The organism is Pseudomonas caspiana (assembly GCF_002158995.1).
Lineage (GTDB): Bacteria > Pseudomonadota > Gammaproteobacteria > Pseudomonadales > Pseudomonadaceae > Aquipseudomonas > Aquipseudomonas caspiana.
This window is the reverse complement of record NZ_LOHF01000030.1, coordinates 1-23,156: the sequence shown is the minus strand read 5'-3', so window position 1 is coordinate 23,156 and position 23,156 is coordinate 1. Positions and strand designations below refer to the sequence as shown.

17 protein-coding genes are annotated in these 23,156 nt (G+C 54.9%); 16 read left to right on the top strand and 1 reads right to left on the bottom strand.

Annotated features, from left to right (window positions below; translation table 11 throughout):
* The first annotated feature begins 125 nt into the window (after nt 1-125).
* The 15 genes from tssH to AUC60_RS24520 all read left to right on the top strand — a co-directional run bounded on the left by tssH (nt 126) and on the right by AUC60_RS24520 (nt 21,556).
* The gene (tssH, locus tag AUC60_RS24590; protein ID WP_087273779.1) at nt 126-2,792 is read left to right on the top strand and encodes a type VI secretion system ATPase TssH; all 2,667 of its coding nucleotides are present in this window, start codon (nt 126-128) and stop codon (nt 2,790-2,792) included.
* A gap of 2 nt (nt 2,793-2,794) precedes the next feature.
* Entirely contained in the window at nt 2,795-5,341 is a 2,547-nt protein-coding gene (locus AUC60_RS24585) for a type VI secretion system Vgr family protein (protein WP_087273777.1), read from the top strand.
* A 16-nt stretch (nt 5,342-5,357) separates the two neighbouring features.
* The gene (locus AUC60_RS24580) at nt 5,358-7,601 is read left to right on the top strand and encodes a hypothetical protein (protein WP_087273776.1); all 2,244 of its coding nucleotides are present in this window, start codon (nt 5,358-5,360) and stop codon (nt 7,599-7,601) included.
* Between the two features lie 19 nt (nt 7,602-7,620).
* Entirely contained in the window at nt 7,621-8,640 is a 1,020-nt protein-coding gene (locus AUC60_RS24575; RefSeq protein ID WP_087273775.1) for a formylglycine-generating enzyme family protein, read from the top strand.
* Nucleotides 8,641-8,851: 211 nt separating this feature from the next.
* Nucleotides 8,852-9,550, top strand: a complete 699-nt coding sequence (locus AUC60_RS24570) for a DUF3592 domain-containing protein (RefSeq protein WP_087273773.1) — start codon at nt 8,852-8,854, stop codon at nt 9,548-9,550.
* Between the two features lie 28 nt (nt 9,551-9,578).
* The gene (locus tag AUC60_RS24565) at nt 9,579-9,842 is read left to right on the top strand and encodes a PAAR domain-containing protein (protein WP_087273771.1); all 264 of its coding nucleotides are present in this window, start codon (nt 9,579-9,581) and stop codon (nt 9,840-9,842) included.
* Between the two features lies 1 nt (nt 9,843).
* Nucleotides 9,844-11,031, top strand: a complete 1,188-nt coding sequence (locus AUC60_RS24560; RefSeq protein ID WP_144443293.1) for a hypothetical protein — start codon at nt 9,844-9,846, stop codon at nt 11,029-11,031.
* Between the two features lie 28 nt (nt 11,032-11,059).
* A complete protein-coding gene (locus tag AUC60_RS24555; RefSeq protein WP_087273768.1) occupies nt 11,060-14,398 on the top strand; it encodes an ImcF-related family protein in 3,339 nt (1,112 codons plus the stop codon).
* Complete coding sequence (tssA, locus tag AUC60_RS24550) at nt 14,395-15,978, top strand: type VI secretion system protein TssA (RefSeq protein WP_087273767.1); 1,584 nt, start codon at nt 14,395-14,397, stop codon at nt 15,976-15,978. The genes AUC60_RS24555 and tssA overlap by 4 nt, the downstream gene beginning before the upstream one ends.
* Before the next feature lie 24 nt (nt 15,979-16,002).
* Nucleotides 16,003-17,769, top strand: coding sequence for a type VI secretion system baseplate subunit TssF (tssF, locus tag AUC60_RS24545; protein ID WP_087273765.1), 1,767 nt, complete (start codon nt 16,003-16,005; stop codon nt 17,767-17,769).
* Nucleotides 17,733-18,830, top strand: coding sequence for a type VI secretion system baseplate subunit TssG (gene tssG, locus AUC60_RS24540; RefSeq protein ID WP_087273763.1), 1,098 nt, complete (start codon nt 17,733-17,735; stop codon nt 18,828-18,830). Before tssF ends, tssG begins: the two co-directional genes overlap by 37 nt.
* Complete coding sequence (gene tssJ, locus AUC60_RS24535; RefSeq protein WP_087273761.1) at nt 18,811-19,347, top strand: type VI secretion system lipoprotein TssJ; 537 nt, start codon at nt 18,811-18,813, stop codon at nt 19,345-19,347. Before tssG ends, tssJ begins: the two co-directional genes overlap by 20 nt.
* 2 nt (nt 19,348-19,349) lie before the next feature.
* Nucleotides 19,350-19,790: a type VI secretion system baseplate subunit TssE gene (tssE, locus tag AUC60_RS24530; protein ID WP_087273759.1), complete on the top strand. Its 441-nt coding sequence runs from the start codon at nt 19,350-19,352 to the stop codon at nt 19,788-19,790.
* 23 nt (nt 19,791-19,813) lie between these two features.
* A complete protein-coding gene (locus AUC60_RS24525; protein ID WP_087273757.1) occupies nt 19,814-20,965 on the top strand; it encodes an OmpA family protein in 1,152 nt (383 codons plus the stop codon).
* A 147-nt stretch (nt 20,966-21,112) separates the two neighbouring features.
* Nucleotides 21,113-21,556 (top strand): hypothetical protein, encoded by a 444-nt coding sequence (locus AUC60_RS24520; RefSeq protein WP_087273755.1) that lies wholly within the window; start codon nt 21,113-21,115, stop codon nt 21,554-21,556.
* Between the two features lie 80 nt (nt 21,557-21,636).
* Here the strand turns inward: AUC60_RS24520 and AUC60_RS24515 are convergent, their stop codons facing one another.
* The gene (locus tag AUC60_RS24515; RefSeq protein ID WP_193441882.1) at nt 21,637-22,338 is read right to left on the bottom strand and encodes a glutathione S-transferase; all 702 of its coding nucleotides are present in this window, start codon (nt 22,336-22,338) and stop codon (nt 21,637-21,639) included.
* Nucleotides 22,339-22,450: 112 nt separating this feature from the next.
* Between AUC60_RS24515 and AUC60_RS24510 the strand changes: the two genes are divergently transcribed.
* Nucleotides 22,451-23,014: a TetR/AcrR family transcriptional regulator gene (locus AUC60_RS24510; RefSeq protein ID WP_087273753.1), complete on the top strand. Its 564-nt coding sequence runs from the start codon at nt 22,451-22,453 to the stop codon at nt 23,012-23,014.
* Nucleotides 23,015-23,156: the final 142 nt, after the last annotated feature.

Below are 23,156 nucleotides of genomic sequence, written 5' to 3'. Positions count from 1 at the left end.
CGGGCGCCCGCCTGCCGATTTCCTGTGTGCTGGGCTGAACTTCCGTTCGCGGGCGGTCAGCCCAGCACATCGAGTTTCAAGCTCTCCGAATACGGATCGAGATCCAGAAGAAGGACACCGCCTGCATGGCACAGAATTCCACTCGTTTGCTACGTCGCCTCAACCCCTACTGCGCACAAGCGTTGAGTGCGGCGGCTTCGCTGTGCCAAAGCCGCGCTCATTCCAATATCAGCATCGAGCATTGGCTGCTCAAACTGCTGGAACAGGGCGAGAGCGACCTGACGCTTATTGCGCGTCGCTACGAATGGGATATGGATGCTATCTGGCGGGGTTTGCTTGACCACCTCGACACCTTGCCGCGCAGCGTGCAGAGCAAACCCCAGCTATGTGAAAAACTTCAGCAGTTGATCAAGAGCGCTTGGCTGCGCGCATCGTTGGATGATCACGCGGAAAACTTACGTTCGGCGCATTTGCTGGGGGCGTTGATGGAAGCCCCACACCTGCTTGCGTGCGAAGCCGCCTGGCCTTTGCTCAGCCTCAGCGATACGCAATTACGACACCTGTTGCCGTTGCTGGATCAGCACTCGGAAGAGCGCCCCCAACTGCAACAAGAGGCAGCTTTAAATACGACGGAAACTCCATCGGGTTTATTCGGCGACTCATCAGCGAGTAGCGCCTCAGCCAATAGCGTCGCGCACGATGCCTTAATGGCCGTGTTGGAAAAATTTACTCAGGACATCACCGCTAAAGCCAAGGCCGGACAGATCGATCCCGTGTTAGGCCGTGATGATGAAATCCGTCAGGTCATCGACATCCTCAGCCGCCGTCGCAAGAACAACCCGATCCTGGTCGGTGAGCCCGGAGTTGGTAAGACCGCACTGGTCGAAGGCCTGGCGCTGCGGATTGCTGAAGGTAATGTTCCAGACAGCCTCAAGTCGGTCAGTTTGCGAACCCTTGATCTGGGTTTGCTGCAGGCGGGTGCAGGCGTCAAGGGTGAATTTGAACAACGCCTGAAGAACGTTATTGATGCCGTCCAGACGTCGGCAAACCCGGTGCTGCTGTTTATCGACGAAGCTCATACTCTGATCGGTGCGGGTAACCAGGCTGGTGGTGCAGATGCAGCCAACTTGCTCAAACCGGCTTTGGCTCGGGGAGAATTACGCACCATCGCCGCCACGACGTGGAGCGAATATAAACAGTATTTCGAGCGTGATGCGGCACTGGAGCGCCGCTTTCAGATGGTCAAGGTAGACGAGCCGGACGACGCGAACGCTTGCCTGATGTTGCGGGGTCTCAAGGCCCGTTATGCCAGCCACCATGGCGTCCATATTCAGGATGCAGCGGTTCAGGCTGCGGTCAGTCTTTCAAGGCGTTACCTGACAGGTCGGCAATTGCCGGACAAAGCCGTCGACCTTCTCGACACCGCCAGTGCGCGGGTCCGCATGGGGCTGGATTGCGAGCCGCAGTCATTAGTCCAAATCAAAGCCCGACAGGCTGCTCTGGAATTGGAGCGTCAGGCATTGGAAGAAGACGCGCAGCTTAGCGGCTGCCGCGCTGAAGAACGTTTGGCGACAATTGCAGCGCAAGGCGTCGAACTGCATTACCAGCAAATAATGCTGGAAGATCAATACCGGCTTGAGCTCGACCTGACGAAACAACTGCTCGATGCGCGTCAGGTTGAACCGACAGACATGAACACCTGCGCTCAGCTCCAAGAGCGTTTGAGTGAAGTGCAAGGTAGTCAGCCATTGCTCTCACTTGATGTGGAAAGCCGCAGCGTCGCGGAAGTCATCGCCGACTGGACGGGCGTGCCGCTGGGTAGCCTACTCAAGGATGAACAATCCAGCCTGTTGGCGCTGGAGCAGCAACTGGGTGAGCGAGTCATAGGTCAGGATCAACCCCTCAGTGCTTTGGCTCAACGACTGCGCGCTGCCAAGACGGGTTTGACTGAAGAGAATGCCCCGTTGGGTGTTTTCCTTTTGGTAGGCACCAGCGGCGTTGGCAAGACCGAAACTGCACTGGCGTTGGCAGACAGTCTGTTCGGTGGTGAGAAGTCACTCATCACGATCAACCTTTCCGAGTATCAGGAAGCCCACACCGTCAGCCAACTCAAAGGCTCGCCTCCGGGCTACGTCGGCTACGGCCAAGGCGGCGTGCTGACTGAAGCAGTTCGCCAGCGTCCATACAGCGTCGTCCTGCTCGATGAGGTGGAAAAAGCCCATCGCGATGTTCTCAATATTTTTTATCAGGTATTTGATCGCGGCTTCATGCGCGACGGCGAAGGGCGAGAAATCGACTTTCGAAATACCGTCATTGTCATGACCTCCAACCTTGGCAGCGACGAATTGCAAGCCTGCTTGCAAGAGCTACCCGATGCGTCGGAAAGCACGCTGCACGAACTCATGCGGCCAATCCTCCGTGAGCATTTCCAGCCTGCATTGTTGGCGCGCTTTCAGACTTTGATCTATCGCCCGCTACAAGTCGACGCACTCAAAAGCATCGTCGCTTTGAAACTTGCAAAGGTCGCCAAGCGGCTGCATCGCCACTATGGGCTGGACTGCCAGATTGATGAGCAACTTCACGATGCCCTGGTTGCCGCATGCCTGCTCCCCGACTCGGGTGCACGCAACATCGACAGCCTATTGAGCCAGCAAATTCTGCCAGTGCTCAGCCAGCAATTGCTGCAACGCCAGGCAGCTCAACAGGAAACCCGAAGCGTGACCCTGGGCTTCAGCGACGAGGAAGGCATCACCTTGCATTTCATTGACGAACATCACGCCAAGGAGGCCTGAATATGCTCAATACACTCACCACCTTCTTCGATCACAGCCGCCATAAACTCAGCGTTGCAGAACTGGCTGCCTCCCTCGACGTCCTGACCTTCGTAGGCGAAGAAAGCCTCAGCCAGCCGTTCAAATACACGGTGGAATTCACATGCGTCGAACAGGACATCGCCGCCGAACAAATACTTGGCCGATACGCGACGTTCAGTCTGCACGCCGCACCTTACAAGGCGCCGCTCAAGAACACGTACTCGTCAGAGGAGGCCGCAAAGGAAAAGCTAAAGCGTACCCAGCGTACGCACTATGGCGTGATCACCAGCTTCAAACGCCTGTCCGGTTCTAATGACGAAGCTCGTTACGAAGTCACTTTGCAGCCGCGCCTTGCGTTGCTCGACAAAGGCAGGCAGTACCGGATCTACCAGCACCAGTCCGTTCCCGAGATCGTCGAAAGCATTTTCCGCACTCGCCATGGTTTTTTGGGTGAAGACTTCTACTTCAAGCTGGCCCGCGAATACCCCAAGCGTCTACAGGTTATGCAGTATGGTGAAAGCGACTTGGCGTTTGTCTCACGTCTGTTGGCCGAAGTCGGCATCTGGTATCACATCAGTAGCGATGAAAGGCTGAAGATTGATGTCGTCGAGCTGCGTGATGACCAACGTCATTACCAGTTTGATGTAAAGCTCCCGCTGCGTGGCCAATCGGGTTTTAACAGCAACGGCGAAGACAGTGTTTGGCAACTGCAAACCAGTCATGCCGTCGTGGAAAAAAACATCAACTTCCGCGCCTATTACCATCGCGATGCCAACGCCTGGCTCAACGGCGAAGTCGATCAAACCCGAGGGGACAAAACCACCTACGGCGAGGCGTACCACTACGCCGAACCCTATACCGTATTGGGCGACAGCCTTGCCCATGACGAAGACCTGCAAAGTGAAAGCGGCTTCTTCTACGCCCGCTTGCGGCACGAGCGCTACCTCAACGGCCAGACCCAGCTCACAGGCGTGAGTAGCAGCGCGGTTCTGGGCCTCGGCCAGGTACTCAACATCAGCGGCGGCGCACCGCAAGCCTTCAAACCGGGGGCCGTGCTCACCAAGCTGATCACCCGCGCCGCCCGTGACAGCAGCCTCGAAACCCTATTCGAGGCCATCCCCTATTCGGAAACTGTCTGCTTCCGGCCGCCGCTGCCCGCCAAGCCGCAAATCGCCGGTACAGTCCCGGCGCGTGTCACCAACCCGCACGCTGGCGACCTTTACGCCGAAGTCGATATCGAAGGCCGCTACCGGGTTAACTTCCTGTTCGACCGCGACGAGTGGAAACCCGGTCAGGAAAGCATGTGGTTGCGTCTCGCCCGTCCGTATTCAGGTGACACTCATGGCCTGCACTTACCGCTGATTGCCGGTACCGAAGTGGCCATCGCTTTCGAACAAGGCGACCCGGACCGTCCCTACATCGCCCACGCGCTGCACGACAACCGCCGCCCCGACCACGTCACCCTCGACAAGCGCGACTACACCCGCAACGTGCTGCGTACGCCGTCCAACAACAAACTGCGCATGGAAGATTTGCGCGGTTCGGAGCACATCAAACTCAGCACCGAACACAGCGGCAAAAGCCAGCTCAACCTCGGGCATCTGGTGGATGCCAAGAAGCAAAAGCGTGGGGAAGGGTTTGAGCTGAGGACGGATGGCTGGGGAGTTATTCGGGGTGGCAAGGGGTTGTTCATTAGTGCGGACAAACAGCCGCAGGCATATGGCGACGCTCTGGATATGAATACGGCGTTGGCGCAGCTTGATGAGGCCATGCAACTTGTGAAGAGCCTTGCGCGAAGCGTTTCCACATCGGGCGCGCTGCCTGCTGACGAACAAACGCAGCAGGGTTTGCAAAGTGCGCTTGATGGTCTTCGGGAGGCAGGTTTGATTGCCTCGGCACCTGCAGGTATCGCGCTGACGACACCTGCGAATATCCAGCTCTCGGCGGGACGGACTCTTACCGTGACTGCGGGCGACAGCGCCGACATTAGCGTATTCAAACGCTTCAGCGTGGCGGCCGGGGAGGCCGTCAGCCTGTTCGCCCAGAAACTGGGAATCAAGCTCTTCGCTGCCCGCGGTCCGGTGGAGATTCAAGCGCAAAGCGATGCCATGAAATTGCAAGCAGACAAGGCGCTGACCCTGAACAGCATCAATGGCGAAATTACATTGAACGCTGAACAGGGCATCACGTTGGTCAGTCGCGGTGCGTACATCAAAATCAAGGACGGCTCCATTGAGATCGGAGCCCCAGGTGATGTGCGTATCAAGAACGACAACATCGCTTGGGGCGGAGCTGCCTCACTGGAACGGGCCATGAAGCCAATGGTTTTGGAAGACCCTGTTTATAAATATCCGATGTCGGGTGGGTTTCAGCTTACCGACAAGAAAAGCCAAACGCCTAAAGCTCGTGTGCCTTATCGAATTGAATCTGCTGATGGGCGTGTGATGCGAGGTGTGACGGATGAAAACGGCTTTACGCAACGTCAACACAGCCTCGACTCAACCCCTTTCAAGTTGACGTTCGAATAACCGCAGGGATAGCAGCATGAGTGAAGAAAAAATGTTCGCGGCCGAAAATCGGCCCAGTAAAGAATGCCCCATCGTCGTGGTGCCTCATGAGTCAACGCAATGTTACTTCCGCCCTGAAACCGAGGAGTTTGTTTTTATCAGCGCCTGCGAAGCAGCATCTTTTGAAAATCACTGGCGTGATATGAGTACCAGCATGGACGATTTTCATAAAGCCAAGGATTACTACGACCATGTGTTAGCAAAATATGCGGATACAGCCATATCTGACGCCCTGGCAGCTGTTTCCCAACTTCCAAATATAGATGCAGCGGAAATTGAGCTGGCGAAAAAAAGAAAGGAAATACAAGAAAAGCTTGCCGATCTTTCGCACAAAGGCCTAGGCTATAAAGATGTCGTAGAGCTTATCCCCGTCGCTGGAAAAGGTGTAAGCAAGCCGGGTGGGGGTAAAGCGACTGGCCTTGTCTATGTCAACAAAGGCTATTTCAGTAAAACCAAGGACGGCCTAAAGCTGCACTCGATATCTTTGAATGGCAAGGATAAAAAAGACGCGACCCAAAGCATCTACAGCAAGGACCAAAACGGTAATACGCGGATTGATACCGATAAGCTCAAAAAACAACTTACAACGTTAAAGACTGCAAAGATCAAACTCGAGTTGAAAGACGTCCTCAAGTGGGCTGGCGCGGAGAAAGCCCTGGACGACTTGAAAGAGGACTACGTTCTTTATGACTGGGCTAAAAGCTGGAATGACAGCCTGCACGGGCAAAAAGAGTTTGGGGCGAACGTCGATATTTCAGGCGCTGCGCAGTTTATGCGGTTTACTTCCAATGCCGGGGCAAAGGCCGAATTTGACGTAGAGAAAAAGCAGCTTTCTATTACGGGAGAATACAAGCGCACTCTGACAGTAGCTTCAGGTTTCGGCAACTTGAGCTTCTTCGCCCCCGACCGAACTGGCTGGGGTCTGAAAATGGAAATGGAGGACGGGCGTAAGGCTGACCTAGGGCTGGTCCGACTTTGCGTTGATGCCCAAATCAGCGGTTTCGTCGGCAGTTCTTTACAGCTTGAGGCGCAGTTGCAAGTGGTGCAGTTGGGGGACCAACAAATAGTCGCAGGGCAGCCGGGCGGCAATCTGCCGCGTTTTAGAGAGCGCAAAAACGACAAAACTTTCTACCAGAAAATGGGGAAAGAAGATGAAGGGCTGCAGGTGTCGGCCGAGTTTTTTCGCGGCGGCCGTGCGGAGTTCGCGCTCAAAGGATCCTTGCAATGGATGAAGCCCACCCCGCCCCCGGGCGATCCTGCTGCGCCCACTGGGATATTGAAATCTAGCGGTAAGTTCACTGACTTTTGCAGCATTGGCGGAAGTATTGCCGGATTGGCGGGGATAGGTATTGGCGGGAGATTTCACTGCACCTTTATCAATGGCAAGTTCTGTTTCCATGTTGCAGCAAGCCTGTGCTGGGGGAGAGGCGCCAAGGGTGGGCTCATGGCTGAGGTGGACGCGGCTAATATTATCGAATTTGGGGCGTGGTTGATTTATCAGTTGTATAGTCTGGACTACGGTTTTTTCAAGGTTATTAATGAAGATGCCTTTGAAGCATATAGCAAATATTGCGTTATGCAGATGGATGAGATCAGTGTGCAGGTCTATCAGGGCTTCCATAATGTGCTCGAAAATGCTGATGATCTTGCTGTTAAATTCCAAGAGTTTATGACCGCTATTCAAGAGAGAAATAAAAAAGGTCTAGTTGCCTCGGAGCGTCGAAATCAACTGGCGAAAAACATTATAAATTTTAAACGTGACTTGTTGCGGCATACTCCCGAGGCGAAAGGAATTCTTCTTTATCTTCTGACACGGCACGGAACAATGGATCATCTCGATGCAGATAACATTACTTTACTGGGTGATATCTATGCAGATCGAAAAGAGGCAGTTATCTGCGTGCTGACAAGTATTCAGACTATCTCTGAGTGGAGCAAGGTTATGTGCCGTATCACTGAGGATGGGTCAAGCTTACGTGGAGGGAGTAGCGAGGCTGAGGTGGCGAAAGCGCAAGCCCAGAATCTAGTTCGTTTCCTTCAGCAAGGTCACAATCGCGCCAAAGACTTGATTAACATTTTAAATAGACTAAAAAAGGAAATTGCCTTGGGCTATGCGCTGGATATGAATGATACGGCGTTTTATAAACTAAATACTATGTCAAATACTAGTTTTCCGAGGTTTTGCGATTTCGGTCCATATGATTCTGAATTGGTCAGCTAGCTTGATTTAGGAAAAATCGATGAATACTATAAAATTCATGTCCGGGTTAGCAGTTGTTATTGGCATTCAAGCCTGTGAACAATCAACAACGCCAGTAGGGGGCATGCCAATCACTTTGACCGACGCGGAGCTTCAGCAGTTTGTTGAGGGTATTAAAGCTGAGCTGGTGTTCGTTGAAGGTGGTGAGTTTCTAATGGGTGATTTTGGTCCTCAATATGCGCCGGAACGAGCGCCTTATGATCGTGATCAGGACAGCAAGCCACTGCATAAAGTTGAGCTAAGTAGTTATCTCATAAGTAGATTTAAAGTGACAAATGCGCAATTCCAGTTCTATATCCGATACAACGGTCTAAAGCTAAGGGAGAATGGCTCTATAGTTAAGTCGGAATGGGATGATATGACTTCCGTACCAAGCACGCCTGCCAATATCGACTGGTATGAGGCCGAACAATACTGTAATTGGCTAGCCTCAGTCACTGAGTTACCTTTTGCGCTACCTACAGAGGCTCAATGGGAATATGCCGCGCGCAGCCGTGGTCAGTTTCTGATGGTCGCTACCGATGACGGTACCTACAGGGCCGAGCCTTACAATCTGGTAACAGAATCATACGATCCGAAGGGTATTAATATTTCCAGTCGAGGTAACCGGGTGGCCTTTGCAAAGCAAATGGGCTGGAAGACAAAAAGTTTCACACCGTTGCCCGTAGATATGTTTTCGCCGAACCCATTGGGGCTTTATTCAATGTCTGATAATGGATATGAGTGGGTCAAAGATTGGTACGATCCAAACTATTATAGTTACTCAGCAGTGAAAGATCCTCAAGGCCCAAATGGTCCTGTATTTAAGGACACGTTTGGTCATTTCACAAAGGTAATGCGTGGGCAGAGCTATGCTGACCCTTATTGGGGCGGCGGGGTTAACGTACACAGAACTGAAAAGGACCCATTGGGCAGGTTTTCTGAGAAAGGAACCATTGTTTTAAACAGCAAAACCATGCGCTGCGTAGTTAACAGTTCTGCGCCAGTCGCTACACCTTAGTCCAAGGCGGAGGCGTCGGTATACGAGATGTCTAATAAAATAGCTCAAAGCTCATGCTGTGCTTACCTGTGTATCGCCTGTCTGTTCATTTAGATAGACAGCTGGAGATGGCGGACACGCTGGCCTTTGCGGACCATATTTTAAAATCTATCCCCACAATACCATCCCCAAAAGTGGTGTGCGTCATGCTGCCCAACATAGGGAATCAAAAATGAAAATCATTTCCAAAATTAAATATATATTCCTAGCCATCGGCCTGCCTATGCTCATAGGTGCCGTTCTAAGCTACTACGGCACGTCTTCCTTTCTAGAGGATGCGCTGTCTGCCGAGGGTACGATTACGGACTTTGAGGAGCGTTATAGCGATGGCTCTACCACTTACCGCCCAGTCGTGCAGTTCGTTGACAATAACGGCCAGACGATCGAATTCATTTCCTCCATAGGGGGGAGTCGTAGCGCTTATTCCCTGGGTGAAAAAGTAGGAGTTGTTTATTCGCCTCTAAACTCTCAAATAGCATCGCTGGATAGCTTTTTCTCTCTCTGGGGGGGGACGTTGATCACCACAATTTTAGGGGGCTCATTTTCTTCTGTGGGTGTTTTTATCTTTTTGATTGGAAAGTTGCGAAACAGGAAGAACGGATATTTGCAGCGTGATGGTGTAGCCGTTAATGCGAGGTTCCAAGGGGTAAGGCTTAACCATACGCTCTCCGTCAATGGTCGTAACCCTTACGTGATTGATTGCCACTGGACGAATCCAGAGACTTACCGAGTTCATGTGTTTGAAAGTGACAATATCTGGTTCGACCCTTCCAGCTATATAAACATCGAAGAGATCAGGGTGTTTATGGACAAAAAGAACACCCGTAAATATTACGTTGACACCTCTTTTCTCCCTCAACTGGCCAAATAAAAACCTTTAATTTCACATGGAGATTTTCATGCGTGGCGTTATTCGCGAAGGCGACAAACTTTCATCTGGCGGCGTGGTATTGAGTGGAGTCAGTGGTATGGAGTTTATGGGCAAACTTGTCGCGCGTGTGGGCGATAAGGTTTCTTGCCCCGTTCCGTTGCACGGCATAAACGAGATTGCTGAAGGTGATGAGGGCTCGACCTATAAAGGTCGCCCAATTGCACTAGATGGGCATCGCTGTGCGTGCGGCTGCATATTGATCACATCGCTGCCCTCGGCGGGGAGGGCGTAGCGTGTCGGTCAATATCAGGGCTTTACCCGAGAAATTGTCGTTGCCAGTGCCGCCGCGTAATAAGCGGTGGTGTCTGGTGGTTTTGCTTTGCTCGATGATTGTCGCGGGCTTTGTGTTTCTGCTATGGCCGGATAACCGCTGGCGCATGACGCCTTGGTTCTGGTGCTGTGTATTGGTACTGCCCTTGATGGTAGGGGTAACCCTTTACGCGTTACGTCTACTGACCTTTGAACGACGCAGTGAGTTTGTTGAGAGCTGGAACCAAAACCGTACGGAGCAGGAGCAGGCGCTCATCAAGCATGGCCAACGTCCTGTTGCCCTGTTGGGTACATCTTACTGCTCTGGAGCAGGTAACAACTTGCTTGCTCAGGCTTTACGCAATGGCAGTAAACCGCTTTACCCGACCTTTCTGAAATCGCAGGGCCGAGCCGTGCGCCTGAGTCAGTTGAGCCCTCCGGCTCAGCTTCACGACAAGGCTGAATACGCACAGCGCTTAGCGGCTTATTTCGATCAGGTGATGAAGGGGCTTGAGCTGCCGTTATACGCAAGCGATGCGCCTTTACGCGCTCGCATCAGGCACAACCAGGTGCTTTGCGATGACGAAGTCTTGGCACTGTGGCGCTCTTCTATTGGCGAAGGTTGCGCAGTTGAACAGGTGGTCTTCGCAAATCAGGACGATGGTCTTCTCTGGATTGATGCATTGCTGGATGAGCCTGAGATCAGCGGGCTTTTGTTATCGCTGGAGGTAAATCTTTTTCTTGAACCGATCGCTGAGCAGGCCGAGTCGGTATCAGCGTTATTGCTTGCGGCTCCTGACTGGTGTGCCAGGAAAGGCTTTGCTCCCTCGGCGTTTATTCATCGTCCGGTACAAATAATCGATCAGGCCGATGTCTTGAAAGACGCGCTTCTATGGGGGCAGATCCAGAAGGGCGCCACCCAATACTTTGCATGGTATTCGCAAATGCCTTCCGATCTTTTGTGCGACACAACTATCGCCCTGAATGCAGAGGGTTATCCACCTGACATAGAGGCGCGTCTGACGCTTGACGACAGCTTTGGCCGGCCGGGGTGCGCTGTCGGCAACATCGCTCTGATTGTCGCCAGTGAGGGGGCCAAGGCGGACCGCCGGGCTCAAATGATCATGTTGCAGGATGCCTCACCGCAAGTTTGCGTTGTTCAGCCGGCTTGATGAGAGATAAGGATTAATCGTGAAAAATATGCGCATCGGTATCTGGATTGTGGTCCTGTGCTTGCTCGTTATTGGAGGCCTGTTGATTTGGGTCGACAACCCGATAATTGAGCTGAGGGACGGGCTTCAGAGGATCGAGTTTTCAGCATGGCTACTGTTCGCGTGCTTGATAGTTCTTTTACTCGAAGGGGTTTTTGGCCTGTTCGAAAGGACTTTGGCAGCGCTGGAGTTCGTTTCCCGCAGGAGGGAGACGTCCGGCCTTCAATTACCTCGCCCAACTCTAAACCAGCCTGAGCAGAATGTTGCAGAGCGCTGTAAAGCCCACCTCCGACAAAACTACAACCTCCTCTGGCGCCGCAAAGTCCGCCTGCTGCTGGTCATCGGCGAACCCGACCAAATCGAAGCCATCGCCCCCGGTCTGGCTGAAAAACGCTGGCTGGAAGGTCATGACACGGTGCTGTTGTGGGGAGGCAGCGCCACGACCCAACCCGAAGAATTATTCAAGCCATGGCGCGGCCTGAGTCGCTGGCGCGCCCTGGACGGCGTGGTCTGGGCGCTGACTAAAGAGCAGAGCACGGATGTCGCAGCTATGTATGCCGGGACTCGCAATCTGCAGGCGTTGTCGCGTGATCTGGGTTGGCAGTTGCCGTTGCACCTGTGGCAGGTCTGTGCCAGTGGCTGGTCGCAGGCGGATCGTCCCAACCAGCCGGTGGGTTGCGTGTTGTCATCTCGAATCACGCCCGAGCAACTGGAGTCGGGGCTGGCTTCGCTGGAAGACCCATTGCGCCAGCAAGGCATTGCGCAGATGCAGGAGCAGATGGGTCATGATTTCCTGTTCCGCCTTTCCTATGATTTGAAAACCGAGGGCATTGCACGTTGGCGTAAAGCCTTGGCCCCTTTGCTGGGCGTATCGGGCGTGCCGTTGCGCGGACTGTGGTTCAGCCTGCCGCTGCAACGGGCCGACAGTGTCGAGCGCCACATCTGGCCGCGGGAGCCGAGCTGGCTGGGTCTGATTGAAGACAAGACCAGCAAGTCCCGTCGTTTGGGTGGGCACCCGGTGCTTATCGCTCAGGTGTTGTTGCTGACGCTGGTCGCGTTATGGGGCGCTGGCATGCTGTTGTCGTTTGTCAGCAACCGCGCGCAGATTAATCAAGTGCAAACCGCACTGGCCGCCGTGCAGAACCCGGCCGGCGCGGATGAACAATTGCTGGCCCTCAATGAACTGATGCGCGAGCTGGCCCGGCTGGATTATCGCGCCGAACACGGCGTTCCGTTTTATCAGCGTTTTGGCCTCAACCAGAATCAGGCGCTGCTCGATGCGTTATGGCCGCGTTATATCGCTGCCAATCAGCAACTGATTCGAGATCCTGCCGCCGCCAATCTGCACCGACAGCTCAGTGCCTGGGTCAAGCTGGCGCCGGACGATCCTGAGCGCGCCAACCAAGCGCCGGTTGCCTACGAGCAACTCAAGGCCTACCTGATGATGGCGAGGCCGGACAAAGTCGACGCGGCTTTTTTAGCCAAAGCATTAGGTCATGCCGAACCGGTGCGGGAGGGGGTTGAAGCGCCGGGGCTCTGGAAAGCGCTGTCACCGGGTTTGTGGGCGTTTTACACCGAGCAACTTCCCACCCATCCAGAGTGGCGCATCAAAGCCGACCCGACGCTGATCGCTCAAGTGCGTCGTGTGCTGCTGGGCCAGTTGGGTCAGCGCAACGCCGAAGCCACTTTGTACAAGCAAGTGCTCGACGCGGCCGCCAATCAGGCTCCCGCGCTGAACCTGCATGACATGGTGGACGACACCGACGCCTTGTCGCTGCTGTCCTCGACCGGCGAAGTGCCGGGCGTCTTTACCCGTCAGGCTTGGGAAGTCCACGTAAGGGAGGCCATCGAAGAGATCGCCGAAGCGCGACGCGAGCAAATCGACTGGGTACTCAGCGACAGCAAAACCGACATCGCCGCTGAACTCACTCCGGACGTGCTCAAACAACGTCTTACCGAGCGTTACTTTGAGGATTACAGCGGCGCCTGGCTGTCCTTCCTCAACGGCCTGCGCTGGCAGCAGCCATACAACCTGGCCGACGTCATCGACCAGTTGACCTTGATGAGCGATGTTCGCCAGTCTCCGGTAATAGCACTGATGAACACCCTGGCTTTCCAAGGGCAGGCGGGCACCCGCAATCAGGCCTTGGCGGACTCGCTGATCCAGTCTGCGCAGCAACTGATCAAAAAAGACGTCACACCGATCACCAACCAACTGACGCACAACCCGAGCGGGCCGCTCGAAGCCACGTTTGGTCCCCTGCTGGCCTTGATGGGCAAAGCCCCGGAAGACGCGCGCGGCGATGACAATCTAAGCCTGCAAGCGTTTCTCACCCGAGTGACCCGCGTGCGCTTGAAGCTGCAACAGATCAGCAACGCCCCCGACCCGCAGGAAATGACGCAAGCCTTGGCGCAAACCGTGTTTCAGGGGCAAAGCGTCGACCTGACCGACACTCAGGCTTATGGGCGGTTGATCGCCGCCAGCCTTGGTGCCGAGTGGGGCACGGTGGGTAATACCCTTTTCGTGCAACCGCTGGATCAGGCGTGGCAAAAGGTTCTGCAACCCTCGGCGGCGAGCCTCAACAAGCAGTGGCAGCGCTCAATCGTCACGCATTGGGACAGCGCGTTTACCGGGCGTTATCCCTTTGCCGCTACCAGCAGCGATGTTTCGCTGCCGATACTGGGTCAGATGATTCGTGCGGACTCCGGGCGCATTGAGCAGTTTCTGCAGCAGCAACTTGGTGGCGTGGTGCGTAAGGAAGGCAGCCAGTGGGTGGCCGACACAAGGCACAGTCAGGGGTTGCGCGTTAACCCGAAATTCCTCACGGCCATCAACCAGCTCAGCCATCTGGCTGACGTGCTCTACACCGACGGCGGCATGGGTTTGAGTTTTGAGCTGAGTGGTAAAGCAGCGCGCGACGTGGTGCAAACCACCTTCATCCTCAACGGCGAAAAACACGAGTACTTCAATCAGCGGGAAAAATGGCAGCGCTTTAACTGGCCAGGTCGTGGCGATTACCCCGGTGCCAGCTTGAGCTGGATCAGCGTAAAAACCGGTGAGCGCCTGTATGGCAATTACCAAGGCACGTGGGGCCTGATCAGACTATTGGAACAAGCCCAAATGACCTTGCTGGACGACGGCGAAAGCCGCTACCGGATGATCATCAAAGCCCCGGATGACCTGAGCCTGACCTGGAACCTGCGCACCGAAATGGGCGCGGGGCCGCTGGAGCTGCTCAAGTTGCGCGGGTTTAGGTTGCCTAAGGAGATTTTCCTCAATGGGGGCAAGGCGACTGACCCCTACGCCCAGAATGGGAGTGTCCCATGAGCCTTGATGCTTTGGTCACCCACTGTCTGGGGGAGCGCGACGCGGTGTCGCTTGGTCGCAAACAGGTGACGCAGTGGGCAGCATGGTTAATGCCGATCAGTGCGGACTCATCGGTAGGTGAAGACGCTGGTTATGAGGAGGACTTCCAGCGTATCCGTGAGGAGGTCAACAAGCTGTCCGGGGCTGATGCCGATCTGGTTATCCAGTTGGCAGAGAAGTTGTTGATCCACACCAGCAAGGATTTGCGTGTAGCCACTTATTACTTGTGGGCGCGCTTGCATAAAGAGGGCGAGGTTGGTCTGGCAGGCGGGCTCAGTTTGTTGGCCGCATTGATAGAGCATTTCCCTGATGTGCGGCCCGTAAGGGGCAACGGTCGCAAGATGGCTTTGGAGTGGCTGACCAGCAGCAAAGTACTGGACAGCCTGTCGCTATACCCAGAGGTGGTGAAAGCCGAAGCCGAGCGCACTGTTGCTGCGTTAGCTTGGGTGGCAGAAGCGCTTGTGGCATGGCCGGAAAGTCAACGTCCAGCGCTGGGCACTTTGTATGCTGCGCTGTCTACGCGGCTGACGCGGTCTGGTGGCGTAGAGGCGGTCGTGCCGCAGAACGGCACCCGTAATGACTCCAATGCCCCGGCATCTGCTACGCCGATGACGTCGCCGAAGTCTGGCCGCGACTTGTTGGACGGAGGCCGGGCGTTAGCGGGTTATCTCCGTGAGCAGCCTCAGGGCTGGCTTGCGGCTCACCGCTTAATGAAAAGCTTACGGTGGGACACCATTCACCAAGCGCCCCCTCAGGATGCCAACGGCACAACCCGTTTGGTCGCACCGCGTGGGGAATATAGGGCTCAACTCAAGCGTTTGTACCTGCAACAGAGCTGGACGGCATTGCTTGATCAGGTCGAGCGAATGTACGCCGAAGGCGTGAACCATTTCTGGCTCGATCTTCAGTGGTACCTGTGCCAGGCATTGAGTAAACAACCGGCGCCTGAAGACAGCTGGGCCGATATCGTGAAGCGTGATCTGGGCATGTTCCTTGATCGGCTGCCTGGCGTTGAGGAGCTGCACTGGAGCGACGGCACAGCGTTCGCTGATGAGACCACTCGGGCGTGGATCACTCAGCACGTTAGCGGAAACCGTACTCAGCAGTGGTTACCGGCTACTACGGTTGCACCAGCCACGACAGCTACCGACATTCTTTCACTGGAAAGTGAAGCGCTGGCGCAAGCCGACAGCGACGGCATTGATGCAGCGCTGGCCTGGCTGGCTGCACGTCCCGAGGTGGAGACCGGGCGGCAACGCTGGCTGCTGCGTTTGCTGATGGCGCGTGTCGCCGAGCAGTACGGCAAAAGCGAATTGGCTATCCACTTGCTGGGCGAGTTGGAAGCCACCGCACAACGCCAAGCTTTGGCAGATTGGGAGCCCGAACTGAACTTCGAGGTCAAGGCTCGCCTGCTCAAGCTATTGCGTGTGAAAGCCCAGCGTGGCGACGCGGACAAACCGTCCTTGGCTCGCCGTATGGAGACACTGCTGGCCGCGCTGGTCGCGATTGACCCCGTGCGCGCCGCAGTGCTCTGCGCTTAATCATCACTTATCAGGACTCTCTCTTTGAGCATGGAAAATCTGACCCTGCACTACTTCGACGCCGAGATGCGTTATCTGCGCGAGGCCGGCAAGGAGTTCGCAGAAGCTTTCCCGGACCGTGCCGCACAGCTGAATCTGGATAAGCCGGGCGCACATGACCCTTACGTGGAGCGACTGTTTGAGGGCTTTGCCTTTTTGATGGGGCGACTGCGCGAGAAGCTGGACGATGACCTGCCTGAGCTGACTGAGGGCTTGGTCAGTCTGCTGTGGCCGCATTACTTGCGGACGATCCCTTCGTTATCGATTGTTGAACTGATGCCGGACCTCAAGCTACTCAAGAGTAGCGAGCCGATAGCAAGTGGTTTCGAAGTGTTGTCGCAGCCCATCGGGCCGCAACGAACTCGCTGTCGTTATACGACCACTCAAGAACTGATGTTGCAACCGCTGGCCATTGAGTCGTTTAGGCATGACTACGAGCCTGACGGCCGTTCGGTGCTGCGACTGCGTTTTGCCTGCGGTGCATCGACCGAATGGAGCGAGGTCGATCTGAGTCGCCTTCCGTTATATCTGAATGCCGCCGCTCCTTTGGCCAGTGCGCTGCATCAAGCGCTGACCCTGAATACTCAGAAGCTGTATGTACGCTTGCCCGAGTCTGACCGTATTCCATTGGAAGGGCGTTTCGCGTCAAAGGGCTTTGGTGATGCAGATCGCCTGTGGCCCAAAGGTGACAGTGCATTCAGCGGTTATCAGTTGTTACTGGAGTATTTCACCTTCCGCGAGAAATTCATGTTTGTGACCCTCTGTGGTTTGGAGCAGCTTGTTCTGCCTCCTGGCACAACGTGGTTCGAGCTTGAAGTGGTTCTCAGTGACGCGTGGCCTCCGGGGTTCAATTTGAACGCCGAGCACATCCGTATGCATGCGGTACCGGTTATTAATTTGTTTTCGCTTGAGGCTGATCCGCTGACGGTTGAGCCTTTGAAAACTGACTATCTGTTGCGGCCTATGCGCCTGCAGGACGGGCACACTGAAATTTATTCGGTGGACCAGGTCACTGCGTCTAAGAATGCTGAACGGCTGGACTATGTGCCTTTTTCCAGCTTCCGCCACAAAGGCGGGATGATGCGCGATGAGGCCCCCGAACGTTACTTCCACACGCGCTTGAAACGCGGCCCCAATGGGCTGCACGACACATGGCTAATTCTGGGAGGCGAAGGCTTCGACAGCGATTCGATGTCAGAAAGCCAAAGGCTGTCGTTACGGCTGACCGGCACTCACGGCCAGCTACCGCGCAAGGCATTGCAAAGCACCTTGCTCGACACCGTTGTGCAATCCAACCAAGTGGGCCTGCGTGTGCGCAATCTCTGTGCCCCGACCTTGCCTTGCTACCCGCCGAACCGGGATCGTTTTCATTGGCGGGTGCTCAGCCACTTGGGTTCTAACTTCCTGCCGATGCTCGATAACGCCGAAGTACTGCGAGGCACATTAGCGCTCTATGACTGGACGGGCAGTGAACTGAACCGCAGACGTTTGGCGGCGATTGTCGAGGTCACCCACCACCTGATTCAGCGCTTCGAAAAAGGCTTTTTGCTACGCGGAGTGGATATCGAAATTACGCTGGATGCCAACGGCTTTTCCGGCGAAGGCGACATCAGCCTGTTCGGCGAGATGCTCAATCGCTTCTTTGCTCTCTATGCCGACATCCACCTCTACAACCAGCTCACGCTGATTCTGCAACCTACCGGAAAGTGCCTGCGATGGAACGAGAACCACAGTCAGCGTATTCCCGGCTAAAGGCCGCTGGTTTGCTGGAGTTAATGAAGGGGCGGGTGGCTGAGGCCAATCTGTATCGCTTCTGTCAGTTGCTGGAACAAGCGTTACCGGATCATCCGCCGCTGGGGAGTACCACCAACCCATCGGATGATCCAGTGCGTTTTCGGCCAGATCCCGGCATGGGCTTTCCGGCCAGCGAATTGAAAGCAATCGAAACCGATGATGCTCATCCGCAGCGCCCGGCTACGGTACGCACTCGTTTGCTTGGTTTGTACGGGGTCGATTCGCCTATGCCGACTACCTATCTGGATGACATCGCCCAGCGCCGCGAAGGGCATGAAGCGCTGGAGTCTTTTCTCGACATTTTTAACCATCGGATTTTCACCCAGTTCTATCGCATATGGCGCAAATACTCGTACCCGGCGACGTTCGAAGCTTGCGGCACTGATGCGACTTCACAGTGCTTGTTGGGGCTGATCGGTCTTGGCATTCCTGGTACTGCCAAGCAGATTGCGACACCCGTGTCGCGTTTTCTGGCTCTGCTCAGCGTAATGCGTCTGCCTACACGCAATGCCGAAGGCATCATCGCGCTGGTGAAATTGCTGGCACCCAATACTCACGCGAAAGTGACTCCGCACTGGCCGCAAAAAGTTCTTCTGGATCAGCCCGCCAGCCTGTCTGTTGGCCGCGGGGTTAGCCTCGCCCAAGGCACGCCGCTGGGCAGCGTGGGCCACGATGCCAACAGCCAATTACATCTGGCGCTTTTCACCGAAGACCTCAAAGAAGCCAATGGCTGGTTGCCGGGCGGCCAACTGCATAACGATTTGTTAGTGCTGCTGCGTGTGTACCTCGGTTGGCGCTGTACGGCGAAGTTGCAGCTGTCGCTGCCGGTGCGCAGTTTGCCAAAGCCAGTGCTGGGGCGCGCACCGGTGCTGCTTGGCATGACCGGTGTACTCGGCTTGAGCAATGACGCATCGAAGGTGGCGGAGCACGACACCATCACTATAAATCTGGGCCGATACCAAGGCCTTTCGCATAACCCCGAGATAAGGGAGGTACAGCATGTCGCGTACCCTTTGTAATTCATTGATGTTGGCTGCGTTCGGCGCATTCCTTGGCGGCTGTGGGCTAACCCAAAGCGTCAGCGATACCACCTCATCCACCGCGAGTGCCATTTTCTACAAGCAGATCAAAACCCTGCATCTGGACTTCAGTGCCCGAGCGTCGCTCAACACTGAGGACGCTCAGATGAATGCTTTATCAGTTCCAACAATGGTTCGTGTCTATCAACTACGCAGTGAAAAGGCAGTGGAACGGGCGGATTACGACAAGTTGATCAGTAACGACGAAAGCGCCTTGATCGGTGATCTGCTGGATAAACAATCGGTGGTTTTGAACCCGGAACAGGGCGCGAAACTGAGTGTACCCCTCGACCCAGACGCCAAGTTTGTCGCGGTGGTGGGGCTGTTCCGTAATCCCGATATTCAAATGAATACGTGGCGTCTCACGCTGACTCGCGATGATCTGGACCCGGACGCAGCACGGGTGATCGAGTTGGGAGATAACCAGCTCAAGCTAAGACCGCTGGTGAAGGAATGAGCATGACCGAGCTGAATCCTTCGCTCTACGAAATGCTTCTGCAGAATTTCGATGGCGAACTGGACTTGTATCGCGTTAGTGAGGAAGACCAACACACGTTATCGGTGCTGGATAACGTGCAGCGAATCCTTAACAGCCGAGCCGGAGCGCTGAGTCATTTGCCGCACTACGGCTTGCCGGATATGGGTCAGATTCTTCAGGGCCTACCGGCTACCGCCCATGCACTGATGACAATCATCACTGCCACGTTGCTCAAGTACGAGCCAAGGCTGGCGGCAGTCAACATCGGCATGCTTGAACAGGTGCTTCCGGGGCATTTGGAGTACTCCCTCGACGTGCAATTGAAAGAGGGTCAGTGGCTGACATTCGGTACGACGCTGGGGCCGGAAGGCAAAGTGTTGGTGCGGCATTTGAAGCGGCAGGAATATCTGCCCAAGCCGTAAAGCTGTGACGTAAGGAAGAATGGATGACTGCGTTGTTTGAAATGCGAATTCGGGTTGGCGGCGATCCACGGGGATTCCACGAGTTTATAGCGCTGCGCACCGAGCTTGCCAAACTCAGCCACCCCGCATGCCCGGACGTGGACTGGGCCAAAGTCGAACAGTTATGCCTGGCGTTATTTGAAGTCAATGGAGCGGAACTGCAAACCGTGGCTGCTTTTATCCTGGCGCGCAGTCAACTCCATGGTCTGGATGGCATGGCAGAAGGTATGGCGCTAATGGAGGCAATGGGTCGGGAATGGGCGAGCGTATGGCCGACGGCGGCGTTAGCGCGCGCCGATATCCTTACGTGGTTGTTCGCGCAACTTCAGCACCTGCTTCGCCGTCTCGATACGCGCGTTGGAAGTGTGCAAATGCTTGGGCATCTTGAGTCCAGGCTGGCAGGACTCTATGGATTGTTGCAGCGTCAGGACCAAGTCTCAGTGACCTCGTTATCAGGTCTGCGCCAACAGATCTCTAGCCGGATGCTCCGATTGGAGCAAGACTTTGTTGTAAGCCGACCTACACAGCGAATGCCAACGGCGCCCGAACCCGCGTTCGTGATGCCTGTAGTAATCCTGACCACACCCCGTGCCTCTGACGCACCAATTTCAACCCTGAAAACCACGACGCGACGTACCCGCTTATGGCTATTGGGATTAGCAGCGACGGTTGCTCTCGGTATTGGATTGGTCTGGAAGGTTTGGTTGGCCAATCCAGATACTGATTTGAGTTCACGGGTTGTAAATATTTTCTATACGGCCCGCGTCATTCCTGATGCCGTTCGCCTGGACAGTCTTTCGCTGTTCGATGCCGGTAGCAGTGTGCTTAAGCCGGACTCGACCAAAATCTTGATCAACGCTCTAGTGAGTATCAAGGCTCAGCCGGGTTGGCTGATTGTTATCGCCGGTCATACCGACTCCACGGGAGACGTCGAGCAGAACATTCAGATATCTCATGCCCGTGCATCAGCTGTGCGTGATTGGATGCAGCGAATGGGCGGCATATCGGCAAACTGTTTCGCGGTACAAGGTTTTGGGGCTCGCGAGCCGATAGCCACTAATGAAACCGACGCCGGGCGCGCGACCAACCGTCGTGTAGATATCCGGTTGGTACCGCAAGCAGGGGCGTGTAAATAACCCTTCCAGTCAGCGTCTGAAATTTCCCTCACAACCAATCCATAAGCCTACATAACCTACGGATTTTTCTGACATTTTTATCCATTTATTTCCCTTAAAGTGCGGCCGCTGTTTACAACTCCTAAACATTTGACCGGGAAATAGTTAATGAAAAAGCTATGGATGTCTGCTGCTGTTGCGACCTTGATTGCAACCACCAGCGGCTGCGTGAGCTACAACATGAGCCAGCCAAGCGCGCCACTGGAAGGCGTTGTTAAAAGCGACCTGAAAGCAGACGTTAAAGTCGGCGATACCATCAGCGGTGAATCCTCCACCAACATCCTTTTCAACTTCCTGAGCTTCGGCGGTGATACGCAGTTCGCGGACGGCGTTGTTTACGGCGGTGGCGGTGGCGGTGCTCTGGCCGGTCTGCCGATCCCTGATCCGATCTCCCAGGCTAAAGCTGCAGCGGCATACAAAGCAGTCAAATCTTCCGGTGCCGACCTGATCGTAGCGCCACGCTATGAAGTGAATGTTCAGGACTACTTCATTTTCAAGAAAGTCGACGTGAAAGTGACAGGCAACAAAGGCAGCATCACCAGCATTCGCTGATATCTGTTCTCAGAATGCCCCCCATGAAAACGCCGCCTTTCAAGGCGGCGTTTTTATGTGCCATTCAACGTCATTTCGTTTTACGCACTTGCTGTTGTCGGCTCAGACATTGTCACCCGATTCTGCACGCTAGGACGTTCTTGCACCTTCGCGTACCAAGCTCGAAGCGCTTTGTGTTCCGCTGGGATTTCCAGCTCCACCAGCCCCGCAAAGATCAGGCCGCCGATGACGGTGATGTCGGCCATCGAGAAGCTTTCGCCGGCGACGTAAGATTGTGTTTGCAGTATCGAATCGAAGTACTGCATGCCACGAAGCGCTTTGTCCCGTTGGCGAAAACCCCATTCAGCGTTCTGATACAGCTCCACGTCTGGGCCGAGGCCCGGTGTGGCGTGGTGGAAATAAACGCTGACGGCGTCGAGCAGTTCCAGTTCGGCGCGTTTGCTCATCATGTGGATCACACCCTTTTCCTTTGGCGTATTACCGGTGAGGGTGGGGCTGCCGTCCAGGTTATCTAGGTACTCAGTAATAGCGGTGCATTCGGCGATGAGCGTACCGTCGTTTAGCTCCAGCACGGGCAGGGTGCCGGAGTAGTTCTTGGCGAGGAAGTCGGGCTTTTTGTGTTCGCCTTTCCAGAGATCAATGGATTCAAACTGAACGCGTGACTGCAGGTTCTTTTCCGCAAGGGCGATGCGTACACGTGCTGGATACGGGCCTGTGTGCCAGTCGTAGATTTTCATCATGGGCAGGGTGCTTGGGTCGAATGTTGAGGCGTTAGCGGTCATAGAAATACCTATCTACCTATCAGTTGGTAGGTAGAATCTAGAGGTTAATTTTTTCTCGGTCAAGGCCTTTAGTCGCTTAAGATGCCCAGCCAACGAACAGCGAGGCAGTGACGTGAGCTCAAACCATCGGGAAGCGATTCTGGCCGCTGCCAAACAGGCCGCGCAGGCGCATGGTTACAGCGGCTTGAATTTCCGTGATCTGGCGCAGGTCGTGGGTATCAAGAGTGCGAGTATTTACTACCACTTCCCGAGCAAGGCTGATCTGGGCGCCGCTGTTGCCCGGCGTTACTGGGAAGATACGGCCGCTACTCTGGAGACCATGCTGGTCGAGGCGTCGGATGCGGCAGATTCGCTGCGTCACTATCCCGATATCTTTCGTCAGTCCCTCGCGAACGATAACCGCCTGTGCCTGTGCAGTTTTATGGCCGCTGAATACGACGATTTGCCGGAAGGGGTAAAGACCGAGGTTCAGACTTATGGCGATGTGAATGTGGCTTGGCTGAGCAAGGCTTTGACGGCTACTAGTTTGGTCAGCGCCGATCAAGTCGAAGGGCGGGCGCGGGCCATTTATGCAGCTGTATCGGGCGCGCAACTGTTAGCGCGTAGTCGCTCGGATATCTCACTGTTCGATGCGCTTATCGAAAGCTACCGGTCAGCCGGGCTACTGCCCGTGTAAGCAATTCCTCCAAGGGCGGTCATCCACTGGATCCTTAAGCACACACCACTGTCTCCTTTGAGTTGACAGTAAAACGCTTTTCAGCCGATTTATCCTTTATTCGAAGACCTTTAATCTGGCCTCAAGTTGAACGACGCCACTG

Bases quoted from the DNA above. Each gene is read 5' to 3' on its own strand.
- tssH (WP_087273779.1), top strand. From the start codon at position 126: ATGGCACAGAATTCCACTCGTTTGCTACGTCGCCTCAACCCCTACTGC.
- AUC60_RS24585 (WP_087273777.1), top strand. From the start codon at position 2,795: ATGCTCAATACACTCACCACCTTCTTCGATCACAGCCGCCATAAACTC.
- AUC60_RS24580 (WP_087273776.1), top strand. From the start codon at position 5,358: ATGAGTGAAGAAAAAATGTTCGCGGCCGAAAATCGGCCCAGTAAAGAA.
- AUC60_RS24575 (WP_087273775.1), top strand. From the start codon at position 7,621: ATGAATACTATAAAATTCATGTCCGGGTTAGCAGTTGTTATTGGCATT.
- AUC60_RS24570 (WP_087273773.1), top strand. From the start codon at position 8,852: ATGAAAATCATTTCCAAAATTAAATATATATTCCTAGCCATCGGCCTG.
- AUC60_RS24565 (WP_087273771.1), top strand. From the start codon at position 9,579: ATGCGTGGCGTTATTCGCGAAGGCGACAAACTTTCATCTGGCGGCGTG.
- AUC60_RS24555 (WP_087273768.1), top strand. From the start codon at position 11,060: ATGCGCATCGGTATCTGGATTGTGGTCCTGTGCTTGCTCGTTATTGGA.
- tssA (WP_087273767.1), top strand. From the start codon at position 14,395: ATGAGCCTTGATGCTTTGGTCACCCACTGTCTGGGGGAGCGCGACGCG.
- tssG (WP_087273763.1), top strand. From the start codon at position 17,733: ATGGAACGAGAACCACAGTCAGCGTATTCCCGGCTAAAGGCCGCTGGT.
- tssJ (WP_087273761.1), top strand. From the start codon at position 18,811: ATGTCGCGTACCCTTTGTAATTCATTGATGTTGGCTGCGTTCGGCGCA.
- tssE (WP_087273759.1), top strand. From the start codon at position 19,350: ATGACCGAGCTGAATCCTTCGCTCTACGAAATGCTTCTGCAGAATTTC.
- AUC60_RS24525 (WP_087273757.1), top strand. From the start codon at position 19,814: ATGACTGCGTTGTTTGAAATGCGAATTCGGGTTGGCGGCGATCCACGG.
- AUC60_RS24520 (WP_087273755.1), top strand. From the start codon at position 21,113: ATGAAAAAGCTATGGATGTCTGCTGCTGTTGCGACCTTGATTGCAACC.
- AUC60_RS24515 (WP_193441882.1), bottom strand. From the start codon at position 22,338: ATGACCGCTAACGCCTCAACATTCGACCCAAGCACCCTGCCCATGATG.